This is a genomic window from Janibacter zhangyanbonis (genome assembly GCF_050507325.1).
Lineage (GTDB): Bacteria > Actinomycetota > Actinomycetes > Actinomycetales > Dermatophilaceae > Janibacter.
In genome coordinates this window covers 2177361-2197692 of the sequence record NZ_CP191481.1, presented here as the reverse complement: position 1 = coordinate 2197692, position 20332 = coordinate 2177361, and the positions used below count along the sequence as shown (strand labels likewise).

Genomic DNA, 20332 nt, shown 5'->3' with positions numbered 1-20332 from the left:
CTTCGGGTGCGCACCGCAGGGGGTGTCGCGTGCGTAGGGTGGGCGTCGTGACTGACAGCGACTCTCTCTTCGGGACATACGCACGCGGTGCGGCGTGGGACGAGATGCTCGACGACGCGGGCGACCCGAGACAGCCCTACAAGCCGATCCACCACACGCTGCGCGCGATGGCGCCCGACGAGCTCAAGGAGCGGGCCGACGCGTTGGCCCGCATGTTCTTCGAGCAGGGCGTGACCTTCGACCACGCCGGTGAGGAACGGCCCTTCCCCCTCGATGCGGTCCCGCGCGTCATCGACGCCGAGGCCTGGCACACGGTCGAGGAGGGCGTGGCCCAGCGGGTCAAGGTCCTCGAGGCCTTCCTCGACGACATCTACAGCCGCCCGAGCGGGCTGCCGCGGGCGGTCGAGGACGGCATCGTCCCGTGGAAGCTGATCTCCACCTCGAGCCACTACCACCGCGCGGTCACGGGGCTGCGCCCGCCGGGCGGCGTGCGTGCCCACGTCAGCGGCATCGACCTCATCCGCGACGAGGAGGGCACCTTCCGCGTCCTCGAGGACAACGTGCGCGTGCCCTCGGGGGTCTCCTACGTCATCGCCAACCGCCGGGCGATGACCAATGTCTTCCCCGAGGCCTTCGCGACGATGCGCATCCGGCCGGTCCACGACTACCCCCGCATGCTGCTGCGCGCGCTGCGGGCCTCGGCTCCCGAGGGCCGGGCCAACCCCACGGTCGTCGTGCTCACCCCGGGCGTCTACAACAGCGCCTACTTCGAGCACACCCTCATCGCCCGGATGATGGGAGTCGAGCTCGTCGAGGGACGTGACCTCGTCGTGCGCGGCGGCGAGGTGCGCATGCGCACGACCCACGGCGAGGAGCGCGTCGACGTCATCTACCGACGCATCGACGACGACTTCCTCGACCCGGTGCACTTCCGCCGCGACTCGATGCTCGGCGTCACCGGGCTCATCTCGGCAGTGCGGGCCGGCCGGGTCACCCTGGCCAATGCCGTCGGCAACGGCGTGGCCGACGACAAGCTCGTCTACTCCTATGTGCCGGACCTGACCCGCTACTACCTCGACGAGGACCCGATCCTGCCCAACGTCGACACCTACCGGTGCAACGAGCCCGACGCGCTGCAGGAGGTGCTCGCTCGCCTCGACGAGATGGTCGTCAAGCCCGTCGACGGCTCGGGGGGCAAGGGCCTGGTCATCGGGCCCAAGGCCACCGGAGCCGAGCTCGACGAGCTGCGGGGCAAGCTGCAGGACGACCCGCGTGGGTGGATCGCCCAGCCGGTCGTCCAGCTCTCGACGGTGCCGACGCTCATCGACGGTCAGCTGCGCCCGCGCCACGTCGACCTGCGCCCCTTCGCCGTCAACGACGGCCAGGACGTCGAGGTCCTGCCCGGTGGCCTGACCCGGGTCGCGCTGCCCGAGGGGCAGCTCGTCGTCAACTCCAGCCAGGGCGGCGGCTCCAAGGACACCTGGGTGCTCGCCGGCCGCTACAACCGTCTGCCCCACGACATGGAGGAGCGCGAGGTGATCTTCCTCGGCACCGGCTCCGGTTCGCACGAGCGGGGTGACGTGCAGACCCAGGGCCAGACGCAGAGCGAGACCCAGACGCAGGACCAGCCCGAGGACGAGGAGGGCATCTGATGCTCAGCCGGATCGCCGACTCGCTCTTCTGGATCGGTCGCTACGTCGAGCGCGCCGACGGCACGGCCCGGATCGTCGACGTGCTGCGCCTGCAGCTGCTCGAGGACCCGGCCGCCGATGAGCAGACCGCCTGCACCATGGTGCTGCGCGGGATCATGGGCTACGACGACGTGGGCGAGGTCGACTACGAGGGGACGAGCCGCATGCTCGTCTTCGACGCGACGAACCCCAACTCGGTCACCGGCTCGTGGCACGCGGCTCGCGAGAACGCGCGGCGGGCCCGCGAGACGGTCTCCACCGAGATGTGGGAGGCCATCAACACGACCTACCACCGGTTCAACTCCTTCCGCCGCGGCTCGGCCACCCAGCACCACCTGGGCTACGTCCGCGAGCGCTCGGCCCTCGTCGACGGGCTGGCCGACACGACGATGAGCCACGACGACGCCTGGGACTTCCTCGTCCTCGGTCGCGCTCTCGAGCGGGCCGACATGACGGCCCGGCTCGTGGCGACGGGCGCGAGCGACTTCGGCCCCGGGTGGGGCTCGGTCCTCGCCAGCTGCGGCGCCCAGCAGGCGATGCTGCGCACGATGCGCGGCGTCGTCACCGATCGCACGGCCGCGGCCTTCCTCACCCTCGACCGACGCTTCCCGCGCTCGGTCATCGCGGCCCTGCGCGAGGCGGAGGAACGCCTGACGGTCCTCTCGCCCGACGACGACCGGGTCGGCTTCTCCGACGAGGCCCGACGCATCCTCGGGCAGGCCCGCACCTCGCTGGAGTTCAGCAACCCCGACTCGGTGCTGCAGGACCTCCACGGGCGCATGCAGGAGGTCCAGGACGCAGTGGTGGAGGCATCCGATGCGATCGGCGCGCGCTACTTCATGTCGGCGCCGGTCCAGGAGTGGACGGGAGAGATCCTTTGAGCACCAGGCGACACCGCATCGTCCACCGCACGACGATGCGCTACGACGGCGAGGTCACCGCAGCGCACAACGAGCTGCGGATGATCCCGGTCACCGAGCCCGGCCAGGCGACCCTCGAGGCGCGCGTGCGGGTCAAGCCGCTCACCTGGAGCCATGTCTACGAGGACCACTGGGGCACCCAGGTCATGGCGATGGAGTCGCAGACCCCTCACGACGTCCTCGAGATCGAGGCGACGAGCACGGTCGAGCGCTCCGAGCTGCCCGTGCACGTCGAGGCGAGCGGCTGGGACGCCGTGCGCGAGGAGTCCACCCGTGACCGGCTGAGCGAGTACCTCGCGCAGACCGGCCGCACCGAGCCGCCGGCGCAGGTCGTCGCCCTCGCGCAGGAGTTCGCCGATGCCGCGACCCCGCGCCAGGCGGCGATGGACATCGTCCAGCGGATCCACGACGCGATGACCTACGAGCGCGGCATCACCGGGTGGCAGGCGACGGCGGCCGACGTCTGGGAGGGACGCCGGGGCGTCTGCCAGGACTTCGCCCACGTCGTCCTCGGTGCGCTGCGGGCCATCGACGTGCCCGCCCGCTACGTCAGCGGCTACCTCACCGTCGACGAGGCCGAGATCGAGCGCGGCACGACGGTGCCGGCGCGCAACCACGCGTGGATCGAGCTGTGGGACGGCGGCTGGCACCCGCTCGACCCGACGAACCTCGGGCCGGTCGGCCTCGACCACGTCGTCGTCGGCCGTGGCCGCGACTACGACGACGTCGCGCCCTTCCGCGGCATGTTCGTCGGCCCGCAGGTCACCGACCTCGAGCTCGACATCACCTACACCCGCATCGGGTGACGACGGACGAAGGGGGTGGGGCACCCCCTTCGTCCCGACGTACCCTTGTCGGGTCATGACTGCGACTGCCAAGACCTACGACGTGCGCACCCACGGGTGCCAGATGAACGTGCACGACTCCGAGCGGCTCGCCGGCCTCCTCGAGACCGCCGGGTACGTCGACCTCGCGAGCCTGCCCGCCGACGAGCGCGGTGAGGTGGCCGACGTCGTCGTCTTCAACACCTGCGCGGTGCGCGAAAACGCGGACAACAAGCTCTACGGCAACCTCGGCCAGCTGCGCCCGCTCAAGCAGCGCAACCCCGACCTGCAGATCGCCGTCGGCGGCTGCATGGCGCAGAAGGACCGCGCGACGATCGTCGAGCGCGCCCCGTGGGTCGACGTCGTCTTCGGCACGCACAACATCGGCAGCCTGCCCGCGCTGCTCGACCGCGCCCGGCACAACGAGGAGGCGCAGGTCGAGATCCTCGAGTCGCTCGAGACCTTCCCCTCGACGCTGCCCACCCGCCGCGACTCGGCCTACTCGGGCTGGACGTCGATCTCGGTCGGCTGCAACAACACCTGCACCTTCTGCATCGTCCCCGCGCTGCGCGGCAAGGAGAAGGACCGCCGTCCCGGCGAGATCCTCGCCGAGCTCGAGGCACTCGTCGCCCAGGGCGTCGTCGAGGTGACCCTGCTCGGGCAGAACGTCAACAGCTACGGCGTCGAGTTCGGCGACCGGCTCGCCTTCGGCAAGCTGCTGCGCGCTTGTGGCGACATCGAGGGGCTGGAGCGGGTGCGCTTCACCAGCCCGCACCCCGCCGCCTTCACCGACGACGTCATCGACGCGATGGCCGAGACGCCCAATGTCATGCCGAGCCTGCACATGCCGCTGCAGTCCGGATCCGACCGCGTGCTCAAGGCGATGCGCCGCAGCTACCGCTCCGAGCGCTTCCTCGGCATCCTCGACCGGGTGCGCGAGCGCATCCCCGACGCCGCGATCACGACGGACATCATCGTCGGCTTCCCCGGCGAGACCGATGCCGACTTCGAGGAGACGCTGCGCGTCGTGCGCGAGTCGCGCTTCTCGTCGGCCTTCACCTTCCAGTACTCGATCCGCCCCGGCACCCCGGCGGCGACGATGGCCGACCAGGTGCCCAAGGAGGTCGTCCAGGAGCGCTACGAGCGGCTCGTCGCCCTGCAGGACGAGATCTCGTGGGCGGGCAACCGCGAGCAGGAGGGCCGCGAGCTCGAGGTCCTCGTCGCGACGGGGGAGGGGCGCAAGGACCGCGAGACCGCGCGCTTGAGCGGTCGGGCCCCCGACAACCGCCTCGTCCACTTCGCCCTGCCCGAGGACCTGCCCGAGGCCGAGCGTCCGCGTCCCGGTGACATGGTCACCGTCGGCGTCACCTACGGCGCCCCGCACCACCTCGTCGCCGACTCGGCGATCGAGGGCGGGACCTTCCGCGTGCGCCGTACGCCGGGCGGCGACGCCTGGGCGGCGCTGCAGGAGGGCGCGGCCGCGGGCACCGTGTCCAAGCCCGCGGTGAGTCTGGGCCTGCCGGGCATCGGCGCCCCGGCACCCGTGGAGACCGCCGGCCCTGCCTGCGGGGCCTGAGGGCGCCACCGCACCACCCGGGCACGACGAAGGGGGTGGGTCACCGTCACGGTGACCCACCCCCGTCGCGATGTCAGTGAGGCAGTCTCACTCGCCGATCTTGCCGTCGAGGAAGTCCTTGCCCTGGTCGACCTTGTCGCCGCCGACACCCTTGCCCTCGGCGAACTCACCGGCCTTGTCCAAGCCTTGGTCGCTCACCTGCTCGACCTTGTCGCTGTTCTCGCCCAGCGCGTCGGTCGCCTTGCCCTTCAGATCGTCGAACCCCATGGTGTTCTCCTTCGTGTCGGGTTGCCCGGTGACGGGCCGTGCGACCAGCCAAACACGTCAGCCCGCGCGCTTCAACCGCTGGGGGCGTAGCGTGCGCATGTCGTTGAAAAACCAATAGTTGACACGACAATCATTTGCCCCTAATGTAGGTGGTGCACCAAGAGACCACCCCGATCGCCAAGGAGCACGACATGACCGAGCCCACCGCCATCACCCCCCTCGCCGACCTGGCCGCCGGCACGTACGTCCTCGACGCCAGCCACTCCGAGGTCGGCTTCGTCGCCCGCCACGCGATGGTCACCAAGGTCCGCGGCTACTTCCGTGAGCTCGAGGGCACGATCACCGTCGCCGACGACTTCGCCGCCTCGACCGCGACCGCCACGATGCAGGTCGCCTCGATCGACACCGGCTCCGCCGACCGCGACGGCCACCTGAAGTCGGCCGACTTCTTCGACGTCGAGAACAACCCGGTCATCACCTTCGCCAGCACGGGCATCAAGGACGTCAAGGGCGAGGAGTTCACCCTCGTCGGCGACCTGACCATCAAGGGCGTCACCCGCCAGGTCGAGCTGGCCGCCGAGTACGAGGGCACCGCCCAGGACCCCTTCGGCAACGTCCGCGCCGGCTTCACCGCCCGCACCGACGTCGACCGTGAGGACTTCGGCCTGACCTGGAACGCCGCGCTCGAGACCGGCGGCGTCCTCGTCTCGAAGAAGATCACGCTCACCCTCGACCTCTCGGCCATCAAGCAGGCCTGAGGCCCACAGACCGTCCGGCGTCCCTGACGCCGGACACCCCCGGCGGCGCCGGGACCGGAACCCCCTGTCCGGTCTCGGCGCCGCTCTGCGTCTCCCCGTGCCCGCCCGGCGGCCGGTCCTGGGTGCCGTGGGGCGCCGCGCGGCGACCTAGGATGCCGCTCATGACGATCCACGCCATCACCATCTGCGGCGAGCCGGTCCTGCACACCCGTTCGGAGCCGGTCACGACCTTCGACGCCGAGCTGCGCACCCTCGTCGAGGACATGTACGAGACCCAGGAGGCCGCGCACGGCGTCGGCCTGGCCGCCCCGCAGATCGGCGTGGGGCTGCGGATCTTCACGTGGAGCATGGCCAACGACGACGGCGTCCCCGCGCTCGGCCACGTCATCAACCCCTACGTCAAGGCGAGCAAGCCCGCCGTCGGCGAACCCGACCGTGACCACGAGTCCGAGGGCTGCCTGTCCGTGCCGGGCTACTCCTACCCGCTGCGGCGTGGCGAGCGGGCCGAGGTGAGCGGCTACGACTGGGACGGCAACGAGATCTCCTTCTCGGCCACCGGCTGGTTCGCCCGCTGCATGCAGCACGAGTACGACCACCTCAACGGCTTCCTCTACGTCGACCGCCTCGGCGACAAGTGGAAGAAGAAGGCCCGCAAGGCGATCAAGGCCGAGGGCTGGGGCGTCGCCGGCCTGACCTGGATGCCGGGCGAGGGCCCGGACCCCTTCGGTCACGACGACGACGACGAGGAGTGAGCGGGACGCACCGCCCCGAGGTCGTCGCCGTCGTCGGGGCCACGGCCACCGGCAAGTCCGACCTCGCGCTCGACCTCGCGGAGGAGCTCGGCGGGGAGGTGGTCAACGCCGACGCCATGCAGCTCTACCGCGGCATGGACATCGGGACCAACAAGCTGCCGGTGGGGGAGCGGCGCGGCATCCCGCACCACCTCCTCGACGTCCTCGACGTCACGGACGAGGCCACCCTCGCGGACTTCCAGGCCCGGGCCGAGGCGGCGATCGTCGACATCCGCGACCGCGGGCTCGTCCCGGTCCTCGCCGGTGGCTCCGGCCTCTACGTGCGGGCCGCGCTCGACCACCTCGACATCCCGCCGACGGATCCCGCCGTGCGGGCCCGGCTCGAGGACCGGGCGCAGGACGAAGGGGGGCGCGCCGCCCTTCGTCATCGGTTGCGTGAGGTCGACCCGGCCGCCGCCGAAGCCATCGAGCCCAACAACATCCGGCGGATCATCCGCGCCCTCGAGGTCGTCGAGATCACCGGCCGGCCCTTCTCGGCGACAGCGCCGACGAAACGCTACCGCCGCCCCTCGCTCGTCATCGGGCTGCGCGACGACTGGGACGCCCTGACCGACCGGATCGACCACCGCACCCGCGCGATGTGGGACGCCGGCCTGCTCGACGAGGTCCGCCGGCTCGATGCCGCCGGGCTGCGCGGCGGCCGCACGGCCTCGCGGGCCATCGGCTACGCCCAGGCCCTCGGCGAGCTCGACGGCCGCTGGGGGCGGGAGGAGGCGATCGCCGACACGGCCCGCGCCACGCGGCGCTATGCCCGACGGCAGGAGTCGTGGCTGCGGCCCGACCCGCGCGTGGAGTGGCTCGACACCGCGTCCCACGACCTGCGGAGCAGGGCGCTGGAGCTCGCGGTGCGTCCGACACAATGGACCCCATGACGCTGCGATTCACCAAGGGCCATGGGACCGAGAACGACTTCGTCCTCGTCCCCGACCTCGACGGCGAGCTCGACCTCACCCCCTCGCAGGTCGCGCTCCTCGCCGACCGGCAGGCCGGCATCGGCGGTGACGGCGTCATCCGGGTCGTGCGCACCGAGCACGCCGCCGAGGAGGAGGTCCGGGCACTCGCAGGCGAGGCGGAGTGGTTCATGGACTACCGCAACCACGACGGGTCCTTGGCCCAGATGTGCGGCAATGGCACGCGCGTCTTCGCGACCTGGCTGCGCCGCGAGGGGCTCGTCGACGACGAGTTCAGCATCGCCACCCGGGCGGGGCTCAAGGGGATCCGCTTCGAGGGTGACCAGGTCGTGACGCACATGGGCCGGTGGCGCTTCGTCGACGAGGCGAAGGCCCAGGCGCAGGGCTTCGACGCGCTCGTCCACGTCGAGGAGGCCGAGGACATCACCGAGCCCTACTCGGCGCTCTCGCTCGACCTCGGCAACCCGCACACCGTCGTGGCGCTGCCGCCCAACGTCAACCTCAACGGCCTGCGCCTGCGCCGCCCGCCGGCGGTCAACCCCGTGCCGCCCGAGGGCAGCAACGTCGAGTTCGTGCGGGTGCTCGGCCCCGGCCGGATCTCGATGCGCGTCCACGAGCGCGGCGTCGGCGAGACCCGCTCGTGCGGCACCGGCGTGTGCGCCGCCGCGATCGGCACCGCCTTCTGGTCCGGTGACGTCGACGCCTCGAGCGAGTACACCGTCGAGGTCCCCGGTGGCACCCTGCGGGTGCGCCTGCTGCCCGGCCGCGAGGTGGAGCTCGCCGGCCCGGCGGTGCTCGTGGCCGACGGCACGACGACGCTCGTCTGACCCCCTTCGTCCGGGGTGGTCCTCGGGGAGGCTCGCGCTGCGCGTGAGGCCGATCACACCTGATATGGAGCGACTTCTTGTCAAGAGGCAGGGTGAGGCGCCCGTCCCCGAATCAGGGGGCGGGCGCCTCATGCTTCGTCGTCGTGGTGCTGGCGAGCGTGTCGTTTCCCGACGCGCGGTCAGACTGATATTCGCGGGTTGGTTACCGCAGGACGGTGCTTTCGGCAGGAGCTGGACCGCGTGTCTAGCAACGAGCGTGGCCAGTCTGGGCTGGCTGCTCATAGGTGTTTCGCGGGTCGCTCCACGCGCTGCCACCAGTACCGGCGCGGCGACGAAGCAGTTCGTGGGGCCTATGGCATGGACGCTCCTTCGAGGACGGCCAGGGACCAGCACCAGCCGGCGAGCTCACGCGCGATGGCGATGTTGGCGACGGTGGGCTTCTTCCTGCGTTCGTTGAACCTCACCCACCGCTCGTGCAGGCGTCGGTTGCCCGCGTCCCCGCGGGACCGGGCAGCAGCGGGTGCCAGGTCCCACCGATCACGCATGGTCTTGCCGATCCGGTAGCGGGGGCGGTGGTGCCAGGCGGCCTCGACCAGCAGTCGACGTACATGGGTGTTGCCGGTCTTGGTGATCGATCCCTGCACGCGCGAGCTGCCGGAGGAGTACTCGCTGGGTACGAGCCCGACGAAGGAACCGATGCTGTTGCCGGTGAACCGGTGCCAGTCGCCGACCTCGACCGCCAAGGCGAACCCGGTCAGGGTGCCCACCCCGCGCAGGCACCCGAGCCGGTGGACCACGTCGGTGAACTCGCCGTCAGTCAGCGGCCATCTCCTCGATCGCGACGTTGAGTCGGTCGCGGCGTGCCTGGACCGTCAGCACGGCCTCGTAATCGGAGTCGAAGGCCAGCCGGGTGGCACGACCGGTCAACTGTGACAGTGCCTCTTGGCGCAACCACACGTCATGCTTGCCGGTCCACGCGGCACCGCCGTAGTAGACGACCCCGTGGCGCAGCAACAACTTCGACAGTCGGTGCCGGGCGCGCATCAGGTCACCGCGGCAGTCCTCACGGGCACGGACCAGATCCCGGGCGGCCTCCTGGTCCACGCTCGGGATCGCGACCGAGGTGACTTCGTCCAGGCGCAGCAGCCGAGCCAAGTGGATCGCGTCCTTGGCGTCGGTCTTGACCCGATCACCGGAGGGCTTTTGCAGCTTGCTCGGCGCGGCGACCTCGCACCGGATCCCCGCCGCGGCCAGATGTCGGTACAGGCCGAATCCGGTCGGCCCGGCCTCGTAGGTCACCGCCACTGGTCCCGGCAAGGCTTGGACCCAGGACACGACGTGCTCGTGAGACGGAGTCAGCTTCGATTGGAACAGCTCGCCCGTGACACCATCGATCGCCGCCGCAGCAACAGATCGTGCATGCACGTCGAGCCCAACACTCGTACGCTCGGTAAACACCGGGGCCTCCCACAACTGTCGGACAGGCCGAGCAGGCAGCCCCTACTCGGTAACCCACGAACATGTGTGAGAGAGGCCCCGGCCCGCAACCCCTCGGTCAGCCCGAGTGGTCACCCATACCGTCTAGCGTGGATGCATGGGACGCGCCACACCGACCTTGATCAGCACGCTCGCGGCCGGGGCCCTGGCCCTGACCGCCGCCACCGGGGGCACCGCCACGGCGGACCCCGGCCCGCCGCCCGTCGGCCACGACCTGCCCAAGGTGCCCGTCATGCGGGGCGGAGGCGGAGCGGTCGCCTCCGTCGACCCGATCGTCAGCCAGATCGGCATCGACGTGCTCGAGCGCGGTGGCAATGCCGCCGACGCAGCGGTCGCGATGGCCGGTGCCGTCGGGGTCGTCGAGCCCTACAGCTCCGGGCCGGGCGGTGGTGGCTTCTTCGTCCACTACGACGCCAAGACCGGCAAGGTCGAGACCATCGACGGCCGGGAGACGGCACCCGCGAGCTTCGACGAGACGGTCTTCACCGAGAGCGACGGGAGCGCGATGGACTTCGACACCGTCGTCAACTCCGGTCTCTCCGTGGGCGTCCCGGGCACGCCCGCGACCTGGGAGATGGCCGCCGAGCGCTACGGCACGATGTCGCTCAACCAGCTGCTCAAGCCGGCCGAGAACACCGCGCGCAAGGGCTTCGTCGTCGACCAGCCCTTCCACGACGCGACGGTCGACAACGCCGAGCGCTTCGCGAAGTTCCCCGACACGGCGAAGATCTACCTGCCCGGCGGCGAGCCGATCAAGGTCGGCGCCGTCCTGCGCAACCCCGACCTGGCCAAGACCTATCGCCTGCTGCGCACCCACGGCGCCGACGCGATGCAGCGCGGCGCGATCGGTGAGGCGGTCGTCGACACCGCCCGCAACCCGCGCACCGCGCCCGGCGTCACGGTGCCCAAGGGTGAGATGACCCGGGCGGACATGCGCTCCTACAAGGCCCTGGTCAAGGCGCCCACGCACAGCGAGCACCGCGGCCTCGACATCTACGGCATGGCGGCGCCCAGCTCCGGTGGCATCGCCGTCGGCGAGATCCTCAACCTGCTCGAGTCCTACGAGGAGCGCACCGGCAAGCGCACCCAGGACCTCAGCGACGCGGAGTGGGCGCACTGGTTCGCCGAGGCGTCGGCGACCTCCTTCGCCGACCGCAACCGCTGGGTCGGCGACGTGCCCGACGTGCCGACCGACGAGCTGCTGTCGCAGGACTTCGCCGACGAGCGCTCGTGCCTCTTCGGTGAGGACTCGGCGATGGCCCGCCCCGTCCCCTTCGGCCAGCCGGACGGCTCCTACGGCGACTGCCAGACCTCGACCGACACCACCGCGGTCGGGTCGGAGGACCAGCACACGACCTCGCTCACGGCTGTCGACAAGGACGGCAACACCGTGACCTACACGCTGACGATCGAGCAGTACGGCGGCAGCGGCATGGTCGTGCCGGGTTACGGGTTCCTGCTCAACAACGAGCTGACGGACTTCAACTTCACGCCCGTGACGAAGGGGGTGCCCGACCCCAACCTGCCCGGTCCCGGCAAGCGGCCGCGCTCGTCGATGGCCCCGACCATCGTCCTCGAGGACGGCAAGCCGTGGATGACCGCCGGCAGCCCCGGCGGCGCGACGATCATCACGACCGTCGCCCAGCTCGTCGGCGGGGTCGTCGACCGCGACATGGCCATCGGCGACGCGCTCGCGGCGCCGCGGGTCTCCTCGCGCAACGGCGCGGCCACCGAGCTCGAGCCGGCGCTCGCCGACGGCGACGTCGGTGACTACCTGCGCACCCTGGGCCACACGACGAAGAAGGTCGACCGGATCGGCAATGCCACGGGGATCCGGGTCCACGGGCTCGACGACCTCGAGGCCGCGGCCGAGCCGACGCGTGCCGGTGGCGGGTCGGCGATGGTCGTCGACGAGGACCGGTGACGCCGCAGCACACAGCGCATAACCCGTCGTAGCCTCCCGGTATGGAGGTGATCAGGGAGGTGTCGTGCGGCGCCTCGCTGCGTGAGCGGGTCGGTGACTGGGCGCGGGTCGGAGGGGTCGCGGGCGCGGGCTTCGAGGCCTACGCCCGCATCCTGCACCCGGTACCGGTGCACCGTGAGGACCTCACGGTCGCCGACCGGTGGGGCATGCACCCGGTGCTGGAGGAGGGGCGCTGGCCGTGGTCGCGCGTGGCGGCCCGACAGGGGCTGACGATGCACCCACTCGTCCAGTGGAACCGGTTGGCGGACCTCCACCAGGGGGTCGACTTCGCCGACGGCTGGCGGGTCGGGAAGTCGCGCGACGGGTCACTGGACGTCGATCTGCTCGCCGGGCTGACCGGGCACCTGCGGGATGCCACGCGCTCGCCCGAGCAGCTCGTCGTCGGCATCTGGGCGGGGTGGAGCGAGCTCAGCGGCACGACCGTGGTCCACGCGCGCGCGGAGGACGGCGACGCGGACACGGACGCCGAGGTGGAGGCCGACGCACGGATGCGGCGTCACCTCGAGGAGCAGCGGACCTCGGTCGCCTCCGATGTCGCCACGGCGGCGCGCCGCGGCCCGCTCCTGGAGCTTCCCGGTCGCGAGTACGTGCTGTTGGCGACCGGCTGCGACGAGCTGGCCGACGAGACGTGGCCGCACCGGGCGGGCATCGGGTGGACCTCGGTCTTCGAGGGGCCGCTCCCGCAGCTCGTCTGGCCGGCGGACCAGGCCTGGGTGGTTGCGAGCGAGATCGACCTGGACAGCACGATCGTCGCCGGGACGCGGGCGCTCGTCGACGCGGTGGTCGCCGACGACCGCTTCGAGGCCTTCGAGGTCGACGAGGACGGTGACCTCACCTGGGAAGGTGACCGGGTCAACCCGCCGCGGGCCGGCTGGTCCGCAGGATCCTGAATCCCTTGCTCGACCCGACCCGATCCGTCGGCAGCCCGAGCTCGGTGCTGATCCAGCGCTGGTAGCCGTCGGCGCCGAGGTTCTTGCCGATGACGAGGTGAGCGTCGGCTCCCGGCGCGAGGCGAGGCAGCCAGGTGCGCAGCAGCTCGTGGACGGCGGGCTTGCCGATGCGGATCGGCGGGTTGGACCAGATGGCGGCGAAGGGGAGATTCGTCGGCACCTCGTCCGGACGGGCGGTCCGCACGTTGGTCAGCCCGAGGGCGGCCGCATTGCGGCGGGTGAGGTCGAGCGCCCGCTCCGTGACGTCGACGGCCCAGACCGTGGCGTCGGGGGCCCGGAGCGCGAGGGTGAGGGCGATCGGGCCCCAGCCGCAGCCGATGTCGAGCAGGTCTGCGGCAGAGGGGGGTTGGGGCACCGCGTCGAGCAGGATCGCCGTCGCCTTGTCGAGACCGGTGGGGGAGAAGGTGCCACCTGCGGTCTCCACCGTGACCTCTCGGCCGGCGAGCGTGACATCCAGCGGGCGTCGCTCGGCATCGGTCGCGGCAGGGGAGTCGGTGAAGTAGTGGTCGGTCACGGGACAACCCTAGGTGCGCTGTCGGTGGTGGGTGACAGGCTGATGCTGTCGACGGGGGTGCTTCGGCCGGGGTGGTTGCGGCGGGACAGTTCTTGGCTCACCCTGCCATGTATCGAACAGGTGTTCGATGGATGGCAGGGTGAGGAGGCGCGATGACCGAGACGACAGTGCGGGGCAGTGGCGAGTGCGACGCCAGCAGTGAGGCGCGCTTGCCCGACGCACTGGCGGCGTCGCTGGCGGCGAGCGGGCTCGATCCGGGCGGGGGGAGGCCCCATGAGGTGGTCCACGGCACCCCGACCGGCGTCGAGTACCGCAGCCTGGCCCCACCACCCCTCGGTCACGGCCGTGGGTCGATCGGGCAGGTGTCTACCGGTCCGGTGCCTGCAGGTCCGATGGAGGTGTCACACCTGGACGTGCTGTGGTCGCCCCTCGAGGTGCGCCTCGGTGAGCTCTTCGCCGCCTGATCAGTCGACGTCCTCGTCCACCCAGTCGAGGGTCTTGGAGATGGCCTTGGTCCAGTTGCGGTGCAGCCGCTCGACCTCGTCCTCGTCCATCGCCGGCGACCATCGCTTCCCCTCGGACCAGTTGTCGACGATCTCGTCCGTCGATTCCCAGTAGCCGACGGCCAAACCGGCGGCGTAGGCGGCACCCAGGGCCGTGGTCTCGGCGATCTGCGGCCGCACGACGTCGACGCCGAGCATGTCCGCCTGGAACTGCATGAGCGTGTCGTTGGCGACCATCCCCCCGTCGACCTTGAGCTCGGTCAGCCGCCCGCCAGCCCGCTCGGCGTCGGCCTGCATCGCGTCGAGCACGTCACGTGTCTGGTAGGCCGTCGACTCCAGCGCCGCACGCGCGATGTGGGCCTTCGTGGCGTAGCGGGTCAGCCCGAGGATCGCGCCGCGTGCGTCTGGCCGCCAGTGCGGGGCGAAGAGCCCGGAGAAGGCCGGCACGAAGTACACCCCGCCGTTGTCCTCGACGCTGCAGGCGAGCGCTTCGACCTGGGGTGCCTCCTTGATGAAGCCGAGGTTGTCGCGCAGCCACTGGATCAGCGACCCGGTCACGGCGATCGACCCCTCCAGGGCGTAGACCGCGTCCTGCTCGCCGAGCTGGTAGCAGACCGTCGTCAGCAGGCCGTTGTCGCTGGAGACGATCTCGGTGCCGGTGTTGAGCAGCATGAAGTTGCCGGTGCCGTAGGTGTTCTTGGCCGTGCCCGGCGTCAGGCAGGCCTGACCGAAGGTCGCGGACTGCTGGTCGCCGAGGATCCCCGCGATCGGCGTGCCGTTGAGGACGCCGGGCTTGCACTCGCCGTAGACCTCTGACGAGGAGCGGATCTCCGGCAGTACCTGGACCGGCACCCCGATGGCCTCGCAGGTCGCCTCGTCCCACTGGAGCGTGCGCAGGTCCATGAGCATCGTGCGCGAGGCATTGGTGACGTCCGTGACGTGCACGCCGTCGTTCTCGCCGCCGCCGGTGAGGTTCCACAGCACCCAGGTGTCCATCGTCCCGGCGAGCAGCTCGCCAGCCTCGGCGCGCTCGCGGGCGCCCTCGACGTGGTCAAGGATCCACGCGATCTTGGGCCCGGCGAAGTAGGTCGCGAGCGGCAGCCCGCAGACCTCCTTGAAGCGGTCGAGCCCGCCGTCGGCCGCGAGCTCGTCGACGATTCCCTGGGTGCGGGTGTCCTGCCAGACGACCGCGTGGTGGATGGGCTGGCCGGTCGCCTTCTCCCACACGACGGTCGTCTCACGCTGGTTGGTGATGCCGACGGCCTCGATGTGGCCGCTGTTGAGGTTGGCCTTGCCGAGTGCCCCGCCGATGACCCGGCGGGTGTTGCCCCAGATCTCCAGCGCGTCGTGCTCGACCCAGCCGGCCCGCGGGAAGATCTGCTCGTGCTCGATCTGGTCGCTCGCGACGACCCGTCCCTCGCGGTCGAAGACCATGGCCCGGGTGCTCGTCGTCCCCTGGTCGATGGACAGCACGTACGTCGTCGCAGCACTCATGGGCGGCATCCTGTCAGGTTGGCTGCATGCATGGGCGCCGAGCCGACTACCGTTGTGCCATGCCACTTCCCACGCCGCTCGACCCCCAGCAGCGCGCCGCGGCCTGGCGCCGCATCGCCGACGAGGACCTGGACGTCCTGGTCGTCGGTGGTGGCGTCACCGGTGCCGGCGTCGCGCTCGACGCCGCGACCCGTGGTCTCAAGGTCGCCCTCGTCGAGCAGCGCGACTTCGCCTCTGGGACCTCCTCGCGCTCCAGCAAGCTCTTCCACGGCGGCGTCCGCTACCTCGAGCAGCTCAACTTCGCGCTGGTCCGCGAGGCCCTCCAGGAGCGTGAGCTCATGCTCACCCGCATCGCGCCGCACCTGGTCAAGCCGGTGAGCTTCCTCTACCCCCTCTCTCACCCGGTCTGGGAGCGGCCCTACGTCACCGCGGGCCTGACCCTCTACGACACGATGGGCGGCGGCCGCTCGGTGCCCCGCACCAAGCAGATGACGAAGGGGGGAGTGCGCCGGATCGCGCCGGGCCTGAAGCCCTCCGCGCACCACGGCGGCCTGCTCTACCACGACGCCCAGTGCGACGACGCCCGCCACACCCTCACCGTCGTGCGCACGGCAGCGGCCTACGGCGCCACCGTGCTCAACTCCGCCAAGGTCACCGGCCTGCTCCATGCGGGCGAGCGGGTCGTCGGTGCCCGGGTGCTCGACGTCGAGACCGGCGACGAGGTCGAGGTCAACGCGTCGGTGGTCATCAACTGCACCGGCGTGTGGACCGACGACATCCAGACCATGGCCGGCGGTCGCGGCCGCTTCCACGTGCGCGCGAGCAAGGGCGTGCACATCGTCGTCGCCCGCGACCGGGTCAACTCCGAGACCGGTCTGATCCTGCGGACGGAAAAATCGGTCCTCTTCTGCATCCCGTGGGGCACCCACTGGATCATCGGCACGACCGACACCGACTGGAACCTCTCCCGGGCGCACCCGGCCGCGACGGCCGCGGACATCGACTACATCCTCGAGCAGATCAACGGCGTGCTGCTCACCCCGCTGACCCGCGACGACATCCAGGGGGTCTACGCCGGTCTGCGTCCTCTGCTCGCGGGGGAGTCGGAGGAGTCCTCGCAGCTCAGTCGCGAGCACGCCGTCGCCCGCCCGCAGCCGGGCCTGATCTCCATCGCCGGCGGCAAGTACACGACCTATCGGGTCATGGCCGCCGACGCCGTCGACGCCGCCCGCGAGGACCTCTCGTCCGGCGTGCCCGAGAGCGTCACCGCGCACATCCCGCTCGTCGGGGCCGAGGGCTACCAGGCGCTGGTCAACCAGCTCGACACCCTCAGCCGCCGCCACGACCTCCCGGTCTGGCGGGTGACCCACCTGCTCGACCGCTACGGCTCGATGGCCGTCGACCTCTTCGCCATGATCGACGAGGACCGCTCTCTCTCAGAGCCGCTCGCCGGCGCGGAGGAGTACCTGCGGGTCGAGGTCGTCTACGCGGCACGCCACGAGGCGACGCTCCACCTCAACGACCTGCTGACCCGTCGGATGCGCATCTCCATCGAGACGCCCGACCGCGGCGTCGAGGCGGCCGAGCCCGCCGCACGCATCCTCGCCGCCGAGCTCGGCTGGGACGAGGAGCGCGCGACCTCGGAGGTCGAGCACTACCTGCGCCGGGTCCAGGCCGAGATCGAGAGCCAGCAGATGACCGAGGACGAGCGGGCGGACGCCGAGCGCACCGAGGCGACCGACATCCGCGTGCTGGCGAAGGGCTGACCCGCCGGCCACCTGCCGGTCACCAGCAGCCCACGTCGGCGCCACCCGGCACCCACGTGCCCGCCACGTGACGCTGCCAGCCTCGGGCCCATGCCCGAGATCTCGCGTCGCGTCGTCCTGTCCTCCACCGTCGCCGCTGCCGGTGCGGCGGCGCTCCAGCCGTCGGCCGTCGCCGCGCCCTTCCAGGTGCACCGCAGCCGTCCGCTGCTGACCTCCGGCGTCTCGTCAGGTGACGTCACGACCGACTCGGCGGTCCTGTGGGCCCGGGCGGACCGCCCTTCGCGCATGGTCGCCACGATCACCGGGCCGGGCCGCTCCCGCCGGACCGTCCGCGGGCCGTGGGTCACGCCCGGCACCGACCACACGGGCAAGATCGACCTGCGGCACCTCGCGCCGGGTCGGCGCCACGAGATCGAGGTCGGCTTCGAGGACGACGAGGGGCGAAGGGGGCAGACCGCGGACCTGTCCTTCGCGACGGCCACGCAGGGCCGGGGCGGTCAGTCCTTCGTGTGGACCGGTGACACCGCCGGCCAGGGGTGGGGGATCAACCCCGACCTCGGCGGCTACGTCGCCTACCGGGCGATGCACGAGACCCGCCCCGACTTCTTCGTCCACGCCGGCGACACGATCTACGCCGACGGGCCGATCGAGGCACAGGTCACCGAGCCCGACGGGCAGGCGTGGCGCAACCTCGTCATCCCGGAGGTCGAGCAGCGGGCGCAGAGCCTCGCGGAGTTCCGCGGGCGGCACCGCTACAACCACCTCGACGACAACCTGCGGGCGATGTATGCCGACGTGCCGGTCATCGCCCAGTGGGACGACCACGAGACGACGAACAACTGGTACCCCGGTGAGATCCTCACCGACCCCGCCTACGACCGCGAGCGCCGCGTCGACGTCCTCGCGCGCTGGGCCAAGCGGGCGTGGTGGGAGTGGCAGCCGATCAGCAACGGGCAGGACCGACCCGACGGGCAGCGGATCCACCGCAAGGTCTCGCGCGGCCGGCACCTCGACGTCTTCTGCCTCGACATGCGCACCCACAAGGACCCCAACACGGCGGGGACCGAGCGGGAGCGCACCTCGCTCATGGGGGAGGAGCAGGTGCGCTGGCTCGCGAGCGAGCTCAAGCGGTCGCGCGCCACGTGGAAGGTGATCGCCGCCGACCTGCCGATCGGGATCGTCGTGCCCGACGGCGACGCCCAGGAGTCGCTGTCCAACCGTGACCCGGGCGCACCGCTGGGCAAGGAGCTCGAGATGGCCTGGCTGCTGCGCGAGATCAAGGACGTGCCCGGCGTCGTGTGGATCACCGCCGACGTGCACTACTGCGCCGCCCACCACTACAGCCCGGAGCGGGCGGCCTTCACCGACTTCTCGCCCTTCTGGGAGTTCGTCGCCGGCCCGATCAACGCCGGCACCTTCGGGCCCAACGAGATGGACGCGACCTTCGGTCCCCGGGTCGACTTCATCAAGACGGCGGACTACCCCAACCAGTCGCCGCGGGGCGGCAACCAGTTCTTCGGCCACGCCGACGTCGCCGACGACGGGCGGCTGACGGTCACCCTGCGCGACGCGCAGGGCACGGTGCTCTACACCCGGGAGCTGTCGCCGGAGAGGTGATCGGCCTCCTCGAGGACGATCGGCGCGCGCCCTTCGTCCCGCACGAGGGTGAACCACGCGATCGTGAGGAGCACGAGCGCACCCGCCCCGACGTAGAAGGCGTCGCGCCCGGACTCGGTCGTCGCGAGCAGCACGATGACGCCGACCATGAAGGCCATCGCGATGACGTTGAGGACCGGGAAGAAGGGCATCGCGAAGCCCGTGGGCCGCAGGCCCTCGCGCGCCATCCGGGTGCGCATCCGCAGGTGCGCGAGCAGGATCATCAGCCAGGTGAAGACCGTGGCGAAGGACGCGATCGCCGCGACGAAGAAGAAGAGCCGGTCCTCGATGACGAGGAAGAGCACGAGCCCGACCGCGCCGGCGCCGAACATGCACAGCACCGGGTAGATCGGGATGTGGGCGCGCGGCGACAGGTGGAGGAAGGAGCGAGGTGCGTGGCCCTGCTCGGCGAGGCCGTACATGGTGCGCGAGCAGGCGTAGAAGATCGCGTTCATCGCCGACAGGGCAGCGGTGAGGACGACGAAGTTCATCACGTGCTGGGCCGCCGGGACCTGGAGCGCGGCGAAGACCTCGACGAAGGGGGAGGACTCACCGGTGACCTCGTCCCACGGGATGATCGACATGATGACCGCGAGCGCCGCGACGTAGAAGAGCAGGATGCGGAAGGGCACGGTGTTGACCGCGCGCCCGATCGAGTGCTCCGGGTCGTCGGCCTCGCCGGCCGTCATGCCGAGCGTCTCGATGCCGCCGAAGGAGAAGACGACGACGCTGAAGCTCATGATGATGCCCCAGAGGCCGAAGGGGGCGAAGCCGTCGTGGCTCCACAGGTGGGCGACGTCCGGGGTCGTGCCGCCGACCTCGCGCCCCCAGAGGATGAGCGCCAGACCACCGACGACGAGCGCGATGATCGCGGTGACCTTGATGAGGGAGAACCAGAACTCCATCTCGCCGAAGACCCGCACCGCCATGAGGTTGAGGGCACCGATGAGGGCGATGGCCGCGGCCATCCACACCCAGCCGGGGACGCCGGGGAACCACAGGCCCATGTAGGTCGCGACGGCGGTCATGTCGGCGATGGCGACGACCGCGAGCTCGAGCCAGAAGACCCAGCCGACGATGAAGCCGGCGTAGGGGCCGAGGAAGGAGCCGGCGTACTGCGCGAAGGAGCCGGCGACGGGGTGGCGCACGGCCATCTCGCCGAGGGCCCGCATGACGATGTAGACCATGACGCCGGCGACCGCGTAGGCGACGAGGACGGCCGGGCCGGCGGCCTGGATCGTCTCGGACGAGCCGTAGAAGAGGCCCGTGCCGATGGCGGTGCCCAGTGCGATGAACTGGACGTGGCGGGGGTTGAGGCCGCGGTCGAGGTGCTCGTGGTCGGGCACGGCGCCCGTGGTCGAAGAGGTGGAGGGCACGGGCGA

General features: G+C 71.1%; 19 protein-coding genes. 13 read left to right on the top strand and 6 right to left on the bottom strand.

Annotated elements, in window-relative coordinates; all coding sequences use genetic code 11:
• Positions 1-104: 104 nt before the first annotated feature.
• From ACQBJO_RS10695 to miaB, 4 genes are read left to right on the top strand one after another with little or no spacing between them, the layout of a single operon-like run.
• Positions 105-1652 (top strand): circularly permuted type 2 ATP-grasp protein, encoded by a 1548-nt coding sequence (locus tag ACQBJO_RS10695; RefSeq protein WP_421007628.1) that lies wholly within the window; start codon positions 105-107, stop codon positions 1650-1652.
• Positions 1652-2572 (top strand): alpha-E domain-containing protein, encoded by a 921-nt coding sequence (locus tag ACQBJO_RS10690; RefSeq protein WP_421007283.1) that lies wholly within the window; start codon positions 1652-1654, stop codon positions 2570-2572. Before ACQBJO_RS10695 ends, ACQBJO_RS10690 begins: the two co-directional genes overlap by 1 nt.
• Positions 2569-3417 (top strand): transglutaminase family protein, encoded by an 849-nt coding sequence (locus ACQBJO_RS10685; protein WP_421007282.1) that lies wholly within the window; start codon positions 2569-2571, stop codon positions 3415-3417. Before ACQBJO_RS10690 ends, ACQBJO_RS10685 begins: the two co-directional genes overlap by 4 nt.
• Before the next feature lie 55 nt (positions 3418-3472).
• On the top strand, positions 3473-5011 hold the full coding sequence (gene miaB, locus ACQBJO_RS10680; RefSeq protein ID WP_421007281.1) for a tRNA (N6-isopentenyl adenosine(37)-C2)-methylthiotransferase MiaB: 1539 nt from the start codon (positions 3473-3475) through the stop codon (positions 5009-5011).
• Positions 5012-5098: 87 nt separating this feature from the next.
• Here the strand turns inward: miaB and ACQBJO_RS10675 are convergent, their stop codons facing one another.
• Positions 5099-5278 carry an Rv0909 family putative TA system antitoxin gene (locus ACQBJO_RS10675; RefSeq protein ID WP_421007280.1) on the bottom strand — a complete coding sequence of 60 codons (180 nt, stop codon included), beginning with the start codon at positions 5276-5278 and terminating at the stop codon, positions 5099-5101.
• A gap of 191 nt (positions 5279-5469) precedes the next feature.
• On the opposite strand from ACQBJO_RS10675, the gene ACQBJO_RS10670 reads away from it, so the two are divergent.
• The 4 genes from ACQBJO_RS10670 to dapF all read left to right on the top strand — a co-directional run bounded on the left by ACQBJO_RS10670 (position 5470) and on the right by dapF (position 8586).
• Positions 5470-6036 carry a YceI family protein gene (locus tag ACQBJO_RS10670; RefSeq protein WP_421007279.1) on the top strand — a complete coding sequence of 189 codons (567 nt, stop codon included), beginning with the start codon at positions 5470-5472 and terminating at the stop codon, positions 6034-6036.
• Positions 6037-6197: 161 nt separating this feature from the next.
• A complete protein-coding gene (gene def, locus ACQBJO_RS10665) occupies positions 6198-6788 on the top strand; it encodes a peptide deformylase (protein ID WP_421007278.1) in 591 nt (196 codons plus the stop codon).
• A complete protein-coding gene (gene miaA, locus ACQBJO_RS10660; RefSeq protein ID WP_421007277.1) occupies positions 6785-7720 on the top strand; it encodes a tRNA (adenosine(37)-N6)-dimethylallyltransferase MiaA in 936 nt (311 codons plus the stop codon). Before def ends, miaA begins: the two co-directional genes overlap by 4 nt.
• The gene (gene dapF / locus ACQBJO_RS10655; RefSeq protein ID WP_421007276.1) at positions 7717-8586 is read left to right on the top strand and encodes a diaminopimelate epimerase; all 870 of its coding nucleotides are present in this window, start codon (positions 7717-7719) and stop codon (positions 8584-8586) included. Before miaA ends, dapF begins: the two co-directional genes overlap by 4 nt.
• 350 nt (positions 8587-8936) lie before the next feature.
• Here the strand turns inward: dapF and ACQBJO_RS10650 are convergent, their stop codons facing one another.
• Together ACQBJO_RS10650 and ACQBJO_RS10645 are read right to left on the bottom strand one after the other, a co-directional pair.
• Positions 8937-9353 carry a transposase gene (locus ACQBJO_RS10650; RefSeq protein WP_430407102.1) on the bottom strand — a complete coding sequence of 139 codons (417 nt, stop codon included), beginning with the start codon at positions 9351-9353 and terminating at the stop codon, positions 8937-8939.
• Positions 9354-9399: 46 nt separating this feature from the next.
• The gene (locus ACQBJO_RS10645; RefSeq protein WP_430407178.1) at positions 9400-10011 is read right to left on the bottom strand and encodes an IS110 family transposase; all 612 of its coding nucleotides are present in this window, start codon (positions 10009-10011) and stop codon (positions 9400-9402) included.
• Between the two features lie 169 nt (positions 10012-10180).
• Here ACQBJO_RS10645 and ggt point away from each other — a divergent pair, with 169 nt between their 5' ends.
• Both ggt and ACQBJO_RS10635 read left to right on the top strand, forming a co-directional pair.
• A complete protein-coding gene (gene ggt / locus ACQBJO_RS10640) occupies positions 10181-12007 on the top strand; it encodes a gamma-glutamyltransferase (RefSeq protein ID WP_421008954.1) in 1827 nt (608 codons plus the stop codon).
• A 41-nt stretch (positions 12008-12048) separates the two neighbouring features.
• Positions 12049-12957 carry a hypothetical protein gene (locus ACQBJO_RS10635; RefSeq protein WP_421008955.1) on the top strand — a complete coding sequence of 303 codons (909 nt, stop codon included), beginning with the start codon at positions 12049-12051 and terminating at the stop codon, positions 12955-12957.
• Here the strand turns inward: ACQBJO_RS10635 and ACQBJO_RS10630 are convergent.
• Entirely contained in the window at positions 12920-13531 is a 612-nt protein-coding gene (locus ACQBJO_RS10630) for a class I SAM-dependent methyltransferase (RefSeq protein ID WP_421008956.1), read from the bottom strand. The genes ACQBJO_RS10635 and ACQBJO_RS10630 overlap by 38 nt on opposite strands.
• A 152-nt stretch (positions 13532-13683) precedes the next feature.
• Here ACQBJO_RS10630 and ACQBJO_RS10625 point away from each other — a divergent pair, with 152 nt between their 5' ends.
• Positions 13684-13995, top strand: a complete 312-nt coding sequence (locus ACQBJO_RS10625; RefSeq protein WP_421008957.1) for a hypothetical protein — start codon at positions 13684-13686, stop codon at positions 13993-13995.
• On the opposite strand, the gene glpK is transcribed toward ACQBJO_RS10625, so the two are convergent.
• The gene (glpK, locus tag ACQBJO_RS10620; protein ID WP_255183775.1) at positions 13996-15528 is read right to left on the bottom strand and encodes a glycerol kinase GlpK; all 1533 of its coding nucleotides are present in this window, start codon (positions 15526-15528) and stop codon (positions 13996-13998) included.
• Positions 15529-15587: 59 nt separating this feature from the next.
• On the opposite strand from glpK, the gene ACQBJO_RS10615 reads away from it, so the two are divergent.
• Both ACQBJO_RS10615 and ACQBJO_RS10610 read left to right on the top strand, forming a co-directional pair.
• Positions 15588-17294 carry a glycerol-3-phosphate dehydrogenase/oxidase gene (locus ACQBJO_RS10615; protein WP_421008958.1) on the top strand — a complete coding sequence of 569 codons (1707 nt, stop codon included), beginning with the start codon at positions 15588-15590 and terminating at the stop codon, positions 17292-17294.
• Positions 17295-17384: 90 nt separating this feature from the next.
• Entirely contained in the window at positions 17385-18911 is a 1527-nt protein-coding gene (locus tag ACQBJO_RS10610) for an alkaline phosphatase D family protein (protein ID WP_421008959.1), read from the top strand.
• On the opposite strand, the gene ACQBJO_RS10605 is transcribed toward ACQBJO_RS10610, so the two are convergent.
• Entirely contained in the window at positions 18881-20326 is a 1446-nt protein-coding gene (locus tag ACQBJO_RS10605) for an amino acid permease (RefSeq protein ID WP_421008960.1), read from the bottom strand. The two genes, ACQBJO_RS10610 and ACQBJO_RS10605, sit on opposite strands and share 31 nt — an antisense overlap.
• Positions 20327-20332: the final 6 nt, after the last annotated feature.